Genomic DNA, 16,873 nt, shown 5'->3' with positions numbered 1-16,873 from the left:
CAAAACAGTGTTTTGAGCATCATGCGGCTAGCTTCTTAGTTTGCTCTTTGATTTTCATTGAGTGTAAAAAACAGATGAGTCTCTGTTTTCTTTTTATGGACTATAAATGTTCATCTGAAACTACTTTCAAGGATATTATTATACAAAAGAGTTTCTTGAAACTAAAATCTATTATACTACACTGTATTGAAAGCGTTTTAGAAATGAGGTATAATAAATTTGCTAACACTTATAAAAAGTGATAGAATCTTATCTTTATGTATATTTAAAGATAGATTGCTGTAAAAATAGTAGCAGCTATGCGAAATGACAGATAGAGAGAAGGGATTGAAGCTTAGAAAAGGGGAATAATATGATATTTAAGGCATTCAAGACAAAAAAGCAGAGAAAAAGACAAATTGAACTACTTTTGACAGTTTTTTTCGACAGTTTTCTGATTGATTTATTTCTTCACTTATTTGGGATTGTCCCCTTTAAGCTGGATAAGATTCTGATTGTGAGCTTGATTATATTTCCCATTATTTCTACAAGTATTTATGCTTATGAAAAGCTATTTGAAAAAGTGTTCGATAAGGATTGAGCAGGAAGTATGGTGTAAATAGCATAAGCTGATGTCCAATAATTTGCTTATAAAGAGATATTTTAGTTTAATTGCAGCGGTGTCCTGGTAGATAAACTAGATTGGTAGGAGTCTGATTGGAGAAAGGAGAGGGGAAATTTGGCACCAATTTGAGATAGTTTGTTTAGTTCATTTTTGTCATTTAAATGAACTGTAGTAAAAGAAAGTTAAGAAAAGACAAACTAAGTGCATTTTCTGGAGTAAATGTCTTATTTCAGAAATCGGGATATAGATATAGAGAGGAACAGTATGAATCGGAATGTTCAAGAACGTAAGTGTCGTTATAGCATTAGGAAACTATCGGTAGGAGCGGTTTCTATGATTGTGGGAGCAGTGGTGTTTGGAACGTCTCCTGTTTTAGCTCAAGAAGGGGCGAGTGAGCAACCTCTGGCAAATGAAACTCAACTTTCGGGGGGGGGGGAGCTCAACCCTAACTGATACAGAAAAGAGCCAGCCTTCTGAGGAAGGAGAAAATATAACTCTTCCTGCAGAGCATGTAGAGTCTGTTTCAGAGACTGAACTTTCTGGCAATGAGCAAGAACAAGAAAGGGAAGATAAGCAAGAAGAAAAAATTCCAAGAGATTACTATGCACGAGATTTGGAAAATGTCGAAACAGTGATAGAAAAAGATGACTTAGAGACGAATGATTCAAATGGAAAAAGAGTAGACTTGTCTGATGAATTAGAGAAAGTAAAGGGACTCCAAAATGCAACTGTTCATGTGGAGTTCAAACCGGCTGCTGATGGTCCTAGTTTTTACAATCTCTTTTCTGCTTCCAGTACAACTAAAGTAAATGAGTACTTTACAATGGCAATCAATAATGGGACAGCTTTGATAGAGGGACGTGGAGCTGATGGTAGTCAATTTTATGGAAGTTATACAGATGCGCCTTTGAAGATTAGACCAGGCAAGTATAATTCGGTTACTTTTACTGTTGAAAGACCAAGAAAGGATAGTCCAAATGGTCAGGTTCGTCTTTATGTGAATGGTGTATTATCTCGTACGAATAAAAAGTCAGGGAAATTCCTGGCAGACATGCCAGATGTGGATAAACTTCAGTTAGGTGCAACTAATAGAGCAGGAGAACTGAAGTGGGGCTCAAATCTCTCTATTCGTAATCTGACTGTATACAATCGTGCTCTAACTCCAGAGGAAGTCAAAAAACGTAGCCAGTTATTTGATGTGACAGATATTGAGCCGTCACTTGCTGAAGGGGCAGTCTTGACAGAGAAGCAAGAGTTGTTTATGAGCGGTGTCAATGGTAAGCCAAATAGTGAAGGAATTAAGAGTTATCGGATTCCAGCTTTGCTACGTACGGATAAAGGAACATTACTGGCAGGGGCAGATCAGCGTCGTCTCCACCATTCTGATTGGGGAGATATTGCTATGGTCGTTAGGAGAAGTGAGGATGGGGGAACTACTTGGCAGCCAACCTTAACCTTGACCAACTTGCGAGACAATCCAGAAGCAAAAGATCCGCAGGCACCATCTCCACTTAATATCGATATGGTCTTGGTTCAAGATCCTACCACAAAGAGAATTTTTTCAATCTACGATATGTTTCCAGAAGGTCGAGCTGTCTTTGGAATGCCAAACAAACCTCAAAAAGCTTATCAACAAGTTGGAGATAAGCACTATCAATTACTATATAAACAAGGGGAAAATCAAGCATATACTGTCCGAGAAAACGGAGAAGTATATGATGCAAATAATCAAAAAACAGATTATCGCGTTGTAGTGGATCCAAAAGAAGAAGCCTACAGAGATAAGGGTGACCTCTATAAAGGAGAAGAGCTTCTTGGGAATATCTACTTTGCTCCATCTGCTAAAAATCCATTTCGTGTAGCCTATACGAGCTATTTGTGGCTTTCTTATAGTGATGATGATGGGAAAACATGGTCGCAACCAAGAGATATTACACCATCAATTCGCCAAGATTGGATGAAATTTTTAGGAACAGGTCCAGGTACAGGAATTGTGCTTAGAACAGGAGAGCACAAGGGTCGTATCTTAGTTCCTACTTATACCACCAATGCTATCTCCCATCTAAGCGGATCCCAGTCTTCTCGTTTGATTTATTCAGATGACCATGGAGAAACATGGCAGGCTGGAGCTGCTGTCAATGATGATAGGACAGTAGGCGGAAGAAAAATTCATTCCTCAACTATGAATAATAGTCCTGCCCAAAATACAGAGTCAGTTGCTGTACAGTTAAATAATGGTGATGTGAAACTCTTTATGAGAGGATTAACGGGTGATTTACAGGTTGCCACAAGTAAAGATGGTGGGCAAACTTGGGACAAGGAAATCAAGAGATACAATCAGGTTAAAGATGTTTATGTCCAAATGGCTGCTATTCACACCATGCACGAAGGAAAAGAATACATCATTTTAACCAATTCAGGAGGACCTAAACGGACGAATGGAATGGCTCATTTGGCTCGTGTAGAGGACAACGGAGACTTGACTTGGTTACATCATAGACCAATTCAAAAAGGAGAGTTTGCCTATAATTCGCTCCAAGAATTAGGAAATGGGGAGTATGGTATCTTGTATGAACACACTGAAAAAGGACAAAATGACTATACCCTATCATTTAGAAAATTTAATTGGGACTTTTTAACAAAAGATCCGGTATATCCAACGAGTGTAACTATCAGGGACGTTCGTAAATTGGAAACAGAAGAAGAGGATGCAGAACAAGGTATCTTAGCTATGCAATTTGATTCTGAGGTACTAGTAAATTCTATTCCGACTTTGACTTTAGCGAATGGACACAAAGCTACCTTCTTGACCCAAGCAGATCAAAAAACTCTACTTTTCACCTTTAATAAAGAAGATGCAGGTCAAGAAATTACAGGTCTACTGGCCGGTAGAATTGACAGTATGCATGATTTACCAGTTACACTAGCTGGCAGTAGAATTCCTGAAGATGCGAAAGAAAATCCTGTCGAGACCATGAATACAGTAAGAGAAAATGTATCTGAGGAGATGACAGAAAGGAAGTCAGAGAAGGATAAATTATCTTTGGGGTCTTCAGATAGAATGGTAGCAAACTCTCCTCTTACTTCTTTTGCTCCTCGTTACCTCCAATCTTATGTAGGAGATGTTATTAAAACTGAGACTAAAGTTCCAATAACGACTGGTTGGAAGCAAGAAAATGGTGCGTGGTATTTTTATACATCTGCTGGTGAAGTGGTGAAAGGCTGGCATCAGGAAGCGGATAAATGGTACTACTTGAGTTCTACTGGTGCGATGGCAACTGGTTGGGTCAGAGATGGTAATCAATGGTATTATTTGAGTGAGAGTGGAGCAATGTCTACTGGCTGGGTTGAATCCAGTGGTGTGTGGTACTATCTCAATGCTAACGGCTCAATGGCAACTGGTTGGGTCAGAGATGGTAACCAATGGTATTATTTGAGTGAGAGCGGAGCAATGTCTACTGGCTGGGTTGAATCCAGTGGTGTGTGGTACTATCTCAATGCTAACGGTTCAATGGCAACTGGTTGGATAAAAGATGGAGACCATTGGTACTATCAGGAATCATCTGGTGCAATGAAGGTAAATCAATGGTTCCAAGTTGGAGACAAATGGTACTATGTCAATGAAAGCGGAAGATTAGCGGTTAATACTATAGTAGATGGTTATAAAGTTAACTCCAATGGGGAGTGGGTCAACTACTAGAACCTTGGATGTTGATGAATAACTGAGACATGTTTTGTCCGTCATAGAGATTAAAAGTTTATTTAGATAGTTTTCGTAGAAATTTCTACTTTAAGAAAAAGTCAATTTAGATGAGCTCTTATTGCCGGGTAAATGCCTTGCTAGTCGTAAATAAACTGTATATTTCCGACTTACTTAGGACTGGATACCACTAGTCGCAACTTAACAGTTCGCTTTAAGTGTTAAAATGCATATAGCTAGTTATTGGTTATATGCGTTTTTGTTCTTGATTATTTTATTTCTGTCTTGGAATATAGGTAAAATTATAGTAAAATAAAATTCTGTAAATCATGTTGGTAGATATACAGGAAGAAGAGTGTATTGTTGACAATACAGCACATAGAATCCAACATGTCCTTATACTCAAAAAATCAAAGAGCAAATTAGGAAGCTAGCCGTAGCCTGCTCAAAACACCGCTTTGAGGTTGCAGATANNGTAACATATACATACGGCACGACAAGGCTGACATGGTTTGAAGAGTATGGAACAATCATAACTTATTTGAAGATTTTAAAAGATTGTAAGCTATTATATCTGGATAAATAAGTATTAGAAACTAAAGTGAGGAAAAAGATGTTTTTATATTTAAAGGGTTTAGGAAAATTTCGTAAGTCAAAAGCTTATGGATTGGTGGGATGTCTGGCATTGGTGAGTATGATTGGATTGTCGATTCCTGATTTACCAGTTGTTGGAGGAAGAACAGTGTATGCTGACGTCATTCAAGGTGGCGATGATATAAAAGATGTGAGCGTTCATGAGAAGTCCGCTGAGGGTGTTGCTATGACTTATACCACTTATGATAGTGGTACGAGTGGAAAACAAACCGCGTCTGGCAGTGGTGTCTTTGTAGCGCCGAATGTCATGGTAACCGTAGCTCATAATTACTATGATAAAAACCAAGAAAACAAGTCCGCGGTCTTGCGTGGTGGGGAGTCTGCTCGTAGTTATGTTGTGATGAACTCAGAGACGGAAAAGAACAATAAAGTACCTACTTCTGGTGTATCAGAAGCTCTTGAAAAAGACTCTATTCACTTATATAACGGCAACGACTTTGGTAAAGACTATAGCAACGACTTAGCAGTAGTGGTAACTAAAAAGCCTGTAGAAGCTATGACGGGTGGTGAGGACTCTCCAAGAGAGTTGAGCCATAAAGAGGTTTCTACTGGTGATAAAATCACTATGGTAGGTTATCCCAATGATTTTTCGACTCCGAATTTAAGTGAAGAAAACAAGAAGAGGTTGAAAGATGGTAAGGCTTATTCAGTCTCAACAACTGTAAGCAGTGTCAATAAAGAGAGCGGTGCAGTCACTTATCATTCCTCAGCTTTGGGAGGTTTTTCAGGTGCTCCTTTGTTTAATGATAAGGGAGATGTAGTCGGTATCCACCAGCACGGAACAAATACTTCAAACGCTCCTGAGAGTGAGCGTATTGGGGGTGGTACGATTTTTACGGAAAAGCACAGAGCTTGGATTCGTTCTATGATTGATAAATATGGTATAAAGGGTTGGTATATAGATGGTGCAAACCGTTACTATTATGATGAAAATCACAGAGCCTTAAAAGACGTAGAGTATGAGATTGACGGTGCTTTGTATCGTTTTGATGAAAAAGGTCGAGCGACTTTAGTAAAAGGTGAAGAAAAAGGCCGCGTTCTACTTCGAGTGGAAGATACTAAAGGAACTCCTTTGATTTCAGATAAGGTTGTTCAGGAAGGTCCTGTTGGAAGTGGTTTGAATTTTCATTTAAGACAAAATCCAGACTTCAAACAGTTAATAGCAACTTCCCCAACAGCTAAAGTGGTATCTTACAATGGAGTTTCTGTCAACAAACTAGTAAGTGATACTAGTTGGTCTGATGAGTATGTCAGTAAGTTAGCTTTAGGTAATACCATTATAAAAGCTGTTGTTGACTCAGTAAATCCTTCATCTACTTCGTCTTCTGATTTCGCAAGAACGGAGGTTGGTAAGGTTGACTTGAGTGGCAAATCCAACTTACCTATGCCTAGTAAAGAGGTGTTACAAGCTCCGAATGGCTCAGAAAATTTCTATGCTACAACGCACATTCAAACGCCAGATGGGTCGGGGTCAGGTACTTTAATTGCACCCAATTTGGTGTTAACAGTCGCTCATAATTTTTTAACAGTTAAAGGTTCTGAGGTCGTTACGAAATCTGGTCGCACCAATACAGTGTATAAAGCAACTTTACCGAATGGGTTGTCTGTGCATTTTTCAGATGATGATATTGTTTATTGGAATAAAAAAGATTCCGTATTTGGATTTAAAAATGACTTAGCCTTGGTTCGACTAAAAGAAGATTTCAAAGCGGTATCTCCTGTAGAGGTGGTTTCTGAGTCAACTTCTATCGCTAAGGGTGAAAAAGTTTCGGTTTATGGTTTCCCGGATGGTCGTTTATCTCCAGTCTTGGATAGTGAAGTTGTAGATACTACTGATTTCGGTTCAGGTGTTGAGGGTATCAGCTATGAAGGCACAAAACCCGGAGCGTCTGGTGGTGGTCTTTATAATGACAAAGGTACTTTAATTGGAGTTCACCAAAATGGTGTTGTAGGAAGCCGCAGTGGTGGTTTGGTTTTATCAAAAGAGCAACTGGATTGGGTTCGTTCTTATATTGAAGGTAAACCAAAAGAGCCTGTCTATGTAAAAGATGAAGTTTTGGTGGATGAGAAGGATAAGGATAAACTTCCTTCAACTCCAAAAGACGAAAAACCAAGTACACCTAAAATAGAGTCTGATAAAGATAAAGTAGAACCTCCTCTCAAACCGCAAAAGGAGCCGAAAACAGAGGTTATTACCACTTACGAAGGTGATAGTACCCTTGAGGTTGGAAAAGAGCGTACAGAGGATACTAAGGGTGAAAAAAAAGGTGTTCCACTTATTTACCGAGTAGTGTATAAAGGTACTAAGCCGAAAGTAGAAAAAGAATTGATTGCTTTTGATACTCTTTACCAAGGAGATGAAACAAAAGAGCTTGGTTTCCGTTCAGTTGTAGAGGGTAAAGGAGGGGTGGTTACTCGAACTACTACTTATCAAGTAGATAAGTATACAGGAGCGGTATCTTCTCAAGTTTCTGAGAAGAAAATAGCTCCTCAATCCAAGGTGATTACTTTAGGTATTAAACCCAACAGTGTCATAAAAGAACTTCCGATTACAGAGCGTTTTGAGGACTCCGAAGAGTTAGAGAAAGGGAAAACGGAGGTTGTTTCGGAGGGGTATGTAGGTAAAGAAGTTACTAAGGTGACTTATAAGGTCTTAGCTGATGGAAAGATTGTTGAAAATTCTCGTACAGTCGAGGTTACACCTATGAAAGAACGTGTGGTTCTTAAGGGTGTGAAGGAAGTGGTGTCATCGACGGAAGAAAACTCAAGTAATCTCAAAGAGGAAGTGGTATCTCCAGATAAAGTAGAGTTTCTAGTTCCAAAAGATGCGCCAATCAGAGAAGAACTGCCTGCGTCTAGTGAGGAATTTTCAGAGTCAGAGGTTTTAGTATCGGGAGAAAAAATACCAGGAGACCTTGGGAAGTCTATAGTATCTTCAAAAGAACTAGTCCCTGAAAGAGTGGAAGTTCCAGACTTTGTGGCTAAAGTTACAGGTGGAGAAAAATTGACAGTAGAAGGGCACCGAGATGAGAGAAAAATAAAGACTCCATCAAAACAGGAAAGATTATCTAGCCCAGAAACCACTGCTCAATTCACAACGAACGGGACAGGCTCGTCATCGTTAACAGCTGTTTTTGGCGTTGAAGCGGATAACATGTCACTTTCTACTGTTGAACATTCTGTTATTACATATAATCAACAAAGAGGATGGCATAAGATAAATAATCAGTGGTATTTTAGAAATTCCGATGGGAAAGAACGGACAGGCTGGATGAAAGAAAATGATGCATGGTATTATTTTGATGCGAATGGAATCATGCAAACCGGTTGGTTACAGGATACAGACGGTAATTGGTATTATCTCAAGGATAATGGCATGATGGAGGTAGGCTGGTTCCAAGATTCAAGTGGCGCGTGGTACTACTTAGGATCATCTGGTTCCATGGAATCCAATACATGGATTTATTATAAAGGAAAGTGGTACTATATCGATGCTTTTGGGAAACTACTTTTCAATTTGCTAACACCAGACGGCTATAGAGTGAACGAGTACGGGGAATGGATCAACTGATTTTGCTTTATGACCTATTGACGAGCAAGCGAGTAGTATAAAAAACATTAGAATTAATAGTCTAGGAAGTGGTAAGAGTTCTCTAAAACGGCTGATTTTGTAATCTTTTTTGTAAAATAGAGTCTTTAATAAATAATATGAGCAAGATTTATCTCTTTACAAGTGATTAGGATTAATAATTTTTAACTTTCTCGCTTCTTTTGTCTTTCTTTTCCGAATAAATAGATAGTAGCAGTAAATCTAGTAAACCTAGATTTAAAAATGTGCTATAATGAAAGGAGAGGAAATATGATTCTAAGACATCCGGGCATTAGCCCGACCAATGATTTGGTTGCTAAGAAAATCTTTAGCAACCCAGAAATCACTTGTCAATTTATCCGCGATATGCTGGATTTACCAGCAAAAAATGTGACCATTTTGGAGGGAAGCAATATTCATGTCTTGACTTCCATGCCCTATTCGGCGCAAGATTTCTATACCAGTATAGATGTTTTGGCGGAGTTGGATAATGGTACGCAAGTTATCATCGAAATTCAGGTTCATCATCAGAATTTTTTCATCAATCGTTTATGGGCTTACTTGTGCAGTCAGGTCAATCAAAATCTTGAAAAAATTCGTCAACGAGAAGGTGATACTCATCAGAGTTATAAACACATCTCACCAGTATACGCTATCGCAATTGTGGATAGTAACTAGTTCTCAGATGACTTGGCTTTTCATAGTTTTAGCATGCGAGAGGATTCGACAGGTGAGGTTTTAACAATTACAAACAATGGACAGGAAAACCATCTAGTCAAGATGGCGTTCTTGGAATTAAGAAAATACAGAGAAACCAGCAAAGACAAGGTTCGTAAACCATGGTTAGAGTTTTTCGGGAATAAACCCTTTACCCAGCAGCCCGAGCGAGCCATCAGCCAAGCAGATCAACTGCTGGACTACAAGAGCTGGTCCGAGGAGGATAGGAAAATGTTTAGTGAACAACGCAGGCGAGAAGAACAAGCCATGTTAGCACAGGACTATGCTTTGGAGCAAGCTGAGGAAAAAGGTTTAGAGAGAGGTCTTGAACGTGGTCGCGCAGAGGGGATTGAACAAGGCATCGAAAAAGGTTTAGAACAAGGACTTGAACGTGGGAAAGTTGAAGGAAGTTTGTCTATGCTACTAAATCTAGTCCACCAAGGACTTCTGACTTCCGAGGTTGCCAGTCAGCAGTTGGGCATGACTGTTGCTGAGTTTGAAGTATTATTGAAAGACCATCATAAATAAGAATGTTGAATCTCAAATTCAAGTTAGGCAGAGAGAAGAAATTTTCAGAGAGATTTGCGATCCAACTATTTTTTAGGACAATCATTGCTTCACCTCTCGATGAAGGCAACTTTTTTAGAAGTCGTTTTTTTAGGTAAGAGGATTGACTTTAGGAAATCATCTACGAGTCAGTTTTTTAAGTCCTCATATAGAGACTCTAGGCATAAAATCTTAAAAATCACAAACACGCATAGTATCAGGTAATTAAAAAAACTTGATATTATGCGTTTTATAGTGCATTGAATCTATATTAGGACACAACAATTCTTAAATCATTGTTAGAAATTGGTTTGAATTTTCCAATCAATTTGTTCGATTTTTACATCATTGCATTATATCATGCGACTATTAACCTTGTCTTCTCCTAAAATTGACTTTCTTGTTTTCTTATCTTGTCCACTCGAAACAAGTATTGTAAGAATTTGATTATTTTTGAAAGTACTTTTAATATATTTGATATAGTTAAAAAAGATTTGAAACTAAATTCCAAATTAGAAAAAGACTTGAAATACTAAAAAAAAAAAGTATACTCTAATTGGAAACGGTAACAAAACTAATTTAGAGAATGAAATATAGAGTATTTCTCTCTTAAAAGTTTTTGGTGAAACGAGATGTAGAAAGGAGATTTAGCCAAAGAGTCTATTAGTGCTAGAATAATAGATTAGAATTATTTTAGAAAAACTAATACTCAATGAAAATCAAAGAGCAAACTAGGAAACTAGCCGCAGGCTGTACTTGAGTACGGCAAGGAGACGTTGACGCAGTTTGAATTTGATTTTCGAAGAGTATAAGTGAGCAGCTTATAAATTCAATTCCCCAAATAGATTCATACTAGTATCTTTTGCAAAAAATAAAGGGCGACTTCCTTCATGAATATCAATTTCATCTATAAGGAAGGTAGCTCATTGAACTAACTTATTTATTCTGTTTGTCGCTAGAAAAATCAGACCTCCTTGTGAAGATTGAGGAGATACTGAATGAAAATCAAAGAAGAAACTAGCAAGCTAGTAGCAGATTGCCCAAAACACCGCTTTGAGGTTGNNTATATAATCCAAGGTGAAGCGACTGTGGTTTGAAGAGATTTTCAAAGAGTATAGGTTAGAGAGTGTAGTGTTTTTATGTCCTTCTAGTAGAAAATGCTAGACAGAAGAATGGGGAACTTGGATAGGAAAAATAGATTGAGAAAGGAGGTTAGAAGAGATGATTATTACAAAAATTAGCCGTTTAGGAACTTATGTGGGAGTAAATCCACATTTTGCAACATTAATAGATTTTCTAGAAAAAACAGGACTAGAAAATTTAACAGAAGGTTCGATTGCTATCGATGGTAATCGATTGTTTGGGAATTGCTTTACTTATCTAGCAGATGGTCAAGCAGGGGCTTTCTTTGAAACACACCAAAAATATTTGGATATTCATTTAGTTTTGGAAAACGAAGAAGCCATGGCTGTTACATCGCCGGAAAATGTAAGCGTTACCCAAGAGTATGATGAAGAGAAAGATATTGAATTATACACAGGGAAAGTGGAACAGTTGGTTCATTTGAGAGCTGGCGAATGCCTCATCACTTTTCCAGAAGATTTACATCAACCCAAGGTTCGTATAAATGATGAACCTGTGAAAAAAGTTGTCTTTAAAGTTGCGATTTCTTAATGTAGAAAGAGAAGAACGATGAAAAAAATGAGAAAGTTTTTATGTCTAGCTGGAATTGCGCTAGCGGCTGTTGCCTTGGTAGCTTGTTCAGGAAAAAAAGAAGCTACAACTAGTACTGAACCACCAACAGAATTATCTGGTGAGATTACAATGTGGCACTCCTTTACTCAAGGACCCCGTTTAGAAAGTATTCAAAAATCAGCAGATGCTTTCATGCAAAAGCATCCAAAAACGAAAATCAAGATTGAAACATTTTCTTGGAATGACTTCTATACTAAATGGACTACAGGTTTAGCAAATGGAAATGTGCCAGATATCAGTACAGCTCTTCCTAACCAAGTAATGGAAATGGTCAACTCAGATGCTTTGGTTCCGCTAAATGATTCTATCAAGCGTATTGGACAAGATAAATTTAACGAAACTGCCTTAAATGAAGCAAAAATCGGAGATGATTACTACTCTGTTCCTCTTTATTCACATGCACAAGTCATGTGGGTTAGAACAGATTTGTTAAAAGAGCATAATATTGAGGTTCCTAAAACTTGGGATCAACTCTATGAAGCTTCTAAAAAATTGAAAGAAGCTGGAGTTTATGGCTTGTCTGTTCCGTTTGGAACAAATGACTTAATGGCAACACGTTTCTTGAACTTCTACGTACGTAGTGGTGGTGGAAGTCTCTTGATAAAAGATCTTAAAGCGGATTTGACAAGTCAACTTGCTCAAGATGGTATTAAATACTGGGTTAAAATGTATAAAGAAATTTCACCTCAAGATTCTTTGAACTTTAATGTCCTTCAACAAGCTACCTTGTTCTATCAAGGAAAAACAGCATTTGACTTTAACTCTGGCTTCCATATTGGAGGAATCAATGCCAACAGTCCTCAATTGATTGATTCGATTGATGCTTATCCTATTCCAAAAATCAAAGAATCTGATAAAGACCAAGGAATTGAAACCTCAAACATTCCAATGGTTGTTTGGAAAAATTCAAAACACCCAGAAGTTGCTAAAGCATTCTTAGAATCACTTTATAATGAAGAAGACTACGTTAAATTCCTTGATTCAACTCCAGTAGGTATGTTGCCAACTATTAAGGGGATTAGCGATTCTGCAGCCTATAAAGAAAATGAAACTCGTAAGAAATTTAAACATGCTGAAGAAGTGATTACTGAAGCTGTTAAAAAAGGTACTGCTATTGGTTATGAAAATGGACCAAGTGTACAAGCTGGTATGTTGACTAACCAACACATTATTGAACAAATGTTCCAAGATATCATTACAAATGGAACAGATCCTATGAAAGCTGCAAAAGAAGCAGAAAAACAATTAAACGATTTATTTGAGGCTGTTCAGTAGATGTAAAAGACTAGAAAATAGGTGGGCTAGTGAGCTGAAAAGCCCTAGCCCAATCTTGTAAAAGAAGGGAGAAGGAGAATGGTTAAAGAACGTAATTTAACTCGCTGGATATTTGTTTTGCCAGCTATGATTATCGTAGGATTACTCTTTGTTTATCCGTTTTTCTCGAGTATTTTTTATAGCTTTACCAATAAGCATTTGATTATGCCCAATTATAAATTTGTTGGTTTAGCTAACTATAAAGCTGTGCTATCAGATCCCAACTTCTTTAATGCGTTCTTTAATTCAATTAAGTGGACCATTTTCTCATTAGTTGGTCAAGTTTTAGTAGGGTTTGTATTGGCTTTAGCTCTTCACAGAGTACGCCACTTTAAGAAATTATATAGGACCTTATTGATTGTTCCTTGGGCATTTCCTACCATCGTTATTGCCTTCTCTTGGCAATGGATTCTAAACGGGGTTTATGGCTATTTACCTAATCTAATCGTAAAATTAGGTTTAATGGAACATACACCTGCATTTTTGACAGATAGTACATGGGCATTCCTATGTTTGGTGTTTATCAACATTTGGTTTGGAGCACCAATGATTATGGTTAATGTGCTTTCAGCTTTGCAAACAGTACCAGAAGAACAATTTGAGGCTGCTAAGATAGATGGTGCTTCAAGTTGGCAGGTGTTCAAGTTTATCGTCTTTCCACATATTAAAGTAGTTGTAGGGCTTCTAGTTGTTTTGAGAACTGTATGGATCTTTAATAACTTTGACATTATCTACCTTATTACGGGTGGTGGACCGGCTAATGCTACAACGACGCTTCCAATTTTTGCTTACAACCTGGGTTGGGGCACTAAATTGTTGGGTCGTGCTTCAGCAGTTACAGTGTTGCTCTTTATCTTCTTGATGGCGATTTGCTTTATCTACTTTGCTATCATCAGTAAGTGGGAAAAGGAGGGTAGAAAATAATGAAGAAGAAATCCAGTATTTATTTAGATATTCTCTCACATGCACTCTTGATTGGTGCGACTATTGTTGCAATTTTCCCATTGGTATGGATTATCATATCGTCTGTCAAGGGGAAAGGGGAATTGACTCAGTATCCAACACGATTTTGGCCTGAACAGTTTACATTAGATTATTTTATACATGTTATCAACGATTTGCACTTTATTGATAACATTCGAAATAGTTTAATCATTGCCTTAGCTACAACCCTTATTGCGATTATTATTTCTGCTATGGCAGCCTACGGTATTGTTCGATTCTTCCCTAAATTGGGAGCAATCATGTCGAGACTACTCGTCATTACCTATATTTTCCCACCAATTTTGTTAGCAATTCCCTATTCAATTGCCATTGCTAAAGTTGGGTTAACAAATAGTTTATTTGGCTTGATGATGGTTTATCTATCTTTTAGTGTTCCATATGCAGTTTGGCTCTTAGTTGGATTTTTCCAAACAGTTCCAATTGGAATTGAAGAAGCAGCTCGAATTGATGGTGCAAATAAATTTGTAACGTTTTATAAAGTTGTGCTACCGATTGTAGCACCAGGTATTGTAGCACCAGGTATTGTAGCAACAGCTATTTATACATTTATCAATGCTTGGAATGAATTCCTGTATGCCTTGATTTTGATTAACAATACAGGAAAGATGACAGTAGCAGTAGCCCTTCGTTCACTTAATGGTTCAGAAATACTAGACTGGGGAGATATGATGGCAGCGTCTGTTATTGTAGTTCTTCCATCAATCATTTTCTTCTCTGTCATCCAAAATAAGATTGCAAGTGGATTGTCAGAAGGATCTGTGAAGTAATACTCAATGAAAATCAAAGAGCAAACTAGCCGCAGGCTGCTCAAAGTACAGCTTTGAGGTTGCAAATAAAACTGACGAAGTCAGCTCAGAACACGTTTTTGAGGTTGTAGATGAAGCTGACGAAGTCAGTAACCATACGCACAGTAAGGCGACGTTGACTCGGTTTGAAGAGATTTTTGAAGAGTATAAGTTAAAATTAGAAAGTTTATTCAATAATAAAGGAGAAAAAACATGGTTAAATACGGTGTTGTTGGAACAGGGTATTTTGGAGCTGAGTTAGCTCGCTATATGCAAAAGAATGATGGAGCAGAGATTACTCTTCTCTATGATCCAGATAATGCAGAGGCAATTGCAGAAGAATTGGGAGCGAAAGTAGCAAGTTCCTTAGATGAGTTGGTTTCTAGCGATGAAGTAGATTGTGTTATCGTCGCAACTCCAAATAATCTTCATAAGGAACCAGTTATTAAGGCTGCACAACATGGTAAAAATGTTTTCTGTGAAAAACCAATTGCGCTTTCTTATCAAGATTGTCGCGAGATGGTCGATGCATGTAAAGAAAACAATGTAACCTTTATGGCAGGACATATTATGAATTTCTTTAATGGTGTTCATCATGCAAAAGAACTCATTAATCAAGGAGTTATCGGAGACGTTCTATATTGTCACACTGCTCGTAATGGTTGGGAAGAACAACAACCGTCCGTATCATGGAAAAAAATTCGTGAAAAATCAGGTGGTCACTTGTATCACCACATCCATGAGTTGGATTGTGTTCAATTCCTTATGGGTGGCATGCCTGAAACTGTAACTATGACAGATGGAAATGTAGCCCATGAAGGTGAACATTTCGGTGATGAAGATGATATGATTTTTGTCAATATGGAATTTTCTAGTAAGCGTTTTGCCTTGTTAGAATGGGGTTCAGCTTATCGTTGGGGTGAACATTATGTCTTAATCCAAGGAAGCAAAGGTGCCATTCGCTTAGACTTATTCAACTGTAAAGGAACTCTTAAGCTAGATGGACAAGAAAGTTATTTCTTGATTCACGAATCGCAAGAAGAAGATGATGATTGGACTCGTATCTATCATAGTACAGAGATGGATGGAGCAATTGCTTATGGTAAACCAGGTAAACGTACTCCATTATGGCTATCATCTGTCATTGATAAAGAAATGCGCTATCTGCATGAGATTATGCAAGGAGCTCCAGTATCAGAAGAATTTGCAAAACTTTTGACAGGTGAAGCTGCCCTAGAAGCAATTGCTACTGCAGATGCTTGTACCCAGTCTATGTTTGAAGATCGCAAAGTAAAATTGTCAGAAATTGTAAACTAAATTTTGGTATTCTCCTATTATAGGTCGACTTGCTCCTCTGAAAGTACTTTTAGAGGAGCTGTTTGACTTGGCTAGTTTTTGAAACTGAAATCTATTATACTACAAACTCTTGAAAGCGTTTTAATTTTAAGGTATAATAATCTCATAGAAATAAAGAAAAAAGAAAGGGAGGAAAGAAGATGCCACAGATTAGTAAAGAAGCCTTGATTGAACAAATCAAAGATGGAATCATCGTTTCTTGTCAGGCTCTTCCTCATGAACCGCTTTATACAGAAGCGGGAGGGGTGATTCCCTTGCTGGTCAAAGCGGCTGAGCAAGGTGGAGCAGTCGGTATCCGAGCCAATAGTGTTCGCGATATCAAGGAAATTAAGGAAGTCACCAAACTTCCGATTATTGGGATAATCAAACGAGATTATCCGCCACAAGAACCCTTCATCACGGCTACTATGAAAGAAGTTGATGAATTGGCAGAACTGGACATCGAGGTGATTGCTCTGGATTGTACCAAGCGTGAACGCTACGATGGTTTGGAAATTCAAGAGTTCATTCGTCAGGTCAAGGAGAAATATCCTAACCAGCTCTTGATGGCGGACACCAGTACTTTTGAAGAAGGATTGGCAGCGGTCGAAGCAGGAATTGACTTTGTCGGAACAACCTTATCAGGCTACACATCCTACAGTCCAAAAGTGGATGGTCCAGATTTTGAACTCATCAAAAAACTCTGTGATGCCGGTGTAGATGTCATTGCAGAAGGAAAAATTCATACACCAGAACAAGCCAAACAAATCCTTGAATACGGAGTGCGAGGCATCGTTGTTGGTGGCGCTATTACTAGACCAAAAGAGATTACAGAACGCTTCGTTGCTGGTCTTAAATAAGATGTGAGG

General features: G+C 38.0%; 10 protein-coding genes and 1 pseudogene. All 11 read left to right on the top strand.

Going from position 1 to position 16,873, the window contains the following annotated elements; translation table 11 throughout:
- Window positions 1-352 precede the first annotated feature (352 nt).
- The gene (locus HT671_RS06570) at window positions 353-580 is read left to right on the top strand and encodes a hypothetical protein (RefSeq protein ID WP_000576348.1); all 228 of its coding nucleotides are present in this window, start codon (window positions 353-355) and stop codon (window positions 578-580) included.
- A 243-nt stretch (window positions 581-823) separates the two neighbouring features.
- Window positions 824-1,057, top strand: coding sequence for a YSIRK-type signal peptide-containing protein (locus HT671_RS06565; protein ID WP_316043892.1), 234 nt, complete (start codon window positions 824-826; stop codon window positions 1,055-1,057).
- Window positions 1,014-4,304, top strand: a complete 3,291-nt coding sequence (locus tag HT671_RS06560; protein WP_172923094.1) for a sialidase domain-containing protein — start codon at window positions 1,014-1,016, stop codon at window positions 4,302-4,304. The genes HT671_RS06565 and HT671_RS06560 overlap by 44 nt, the downstream gene beginning before the upstream one ends.
- A gap of 613 nt (window positions 4,305-4,917) precedes the next feature.
- Complete coding sequence (locus HT671_RS06555; RefSeq protein WP_172923093.1) at window positions 4,918-8,529, top strand: trypsin-like peptidase domain-containing protein; 3,612 nt, start codon at window positions 4,918-4,920, stop codon at window positions 8,527-8,529.
- A 288-nt stretch (window positions 8,530-8,817) separates the two neighbouring features.
- Window positions 8,818-9,792 (top strand): annotated as a pseudogene (locus HT671_RS06550) (Rpn family recombination-promoting nuclease/putative transposase).
- A 1,239-nt stretch (window positions 9,793-11,031) separates the two neighbouring features.
- Window positions 11,032-11,484: a YhcH/YjgK/YiaL family protein gene (locus tag HT671_RS06545; protein ID WP_000587470.1), complete on the top strand. Its 453-nt coding sequence runs from the start codon at window positions 11,032-11,034 to the stop codon at window positions 11,482-11,484.
- A gap of 18 nt (window positions 11,485-11,502) precedes the next feature.
- On the top strand, window positions 11,503-12,840 hold the full coding sequence (locus HT671_RS06540; RefSeq protein ID WP_138703357.1) for a sugar ABC transporter substrate-binding protein: 1,338 nt from the start codon (window positions 11,503-11,505) through the stop codon (window positions 12,838-12,840).
- Window positions 12,841-12,918: 78 nt separating this feature from the next.
- Entirely contained in the window at window positions 12,919-13,803 is an 885-nt protein-coding gene (locus HT671_RS06535; protein ID WP_000237984.1) for a sugar ABC transporter permease, read from the top strand.
- Complete coding sequence (locus tag HT671_RS06530) at window positions 13,803-14,651, top strand: carbohydrate ABC transporter permease (RefSeq protein WP_166735322.1); 849 nt, start codon at window positions 13,803-13,805, stop codon at window positions 14,649-14,651. Before HT671_RS06535 ends, HT671_RS06530 begins: the two co-directional genes overlap by 1 nt.
- A gap of 231 nt (window positions 14,652-14,882) precedes the next feature.
- On the top strand, window positions 14,883-15,986 hold the full coding sequence (locus HT671_RS06525; RefSeq protein WP_172923092.1) for a Gfo/Idh/MocA family oxidoreductase: 1,104 nt from the start codon (window positions 14,883-14,885) through the stop codon (window positions 15,984-15,986).
- Window positions 15,987-16,165: 179 nt separating this feature from the next.
- Entirely contained in the window at window positions 16,166-16,864 is a 699-nt protein-coding gene (locus HT671_RS06520) for an N-acetylmannosamine-6-phosphate 2-epimerase (RefSeq protein WP_001135655.1), read from the top strand.
- Window positions 16,865-16,873 lie beyond the last annotated feature (9 nt).

Origin of the sequence: Streptococcus sp. 2741 (genome assembly GCF_013276315.1) — a bacterium.
GTDB lineage: Bacteria > Bacillota > Bacilli > Lactobacillales > Streptococcaceae > Streptococcus > Streptococcus pseudopneumoniae.
Note: the sequence above shows the minus strand (reverse complement) of the source record. Positions and strands in the feature narration are given on the sequence as shown.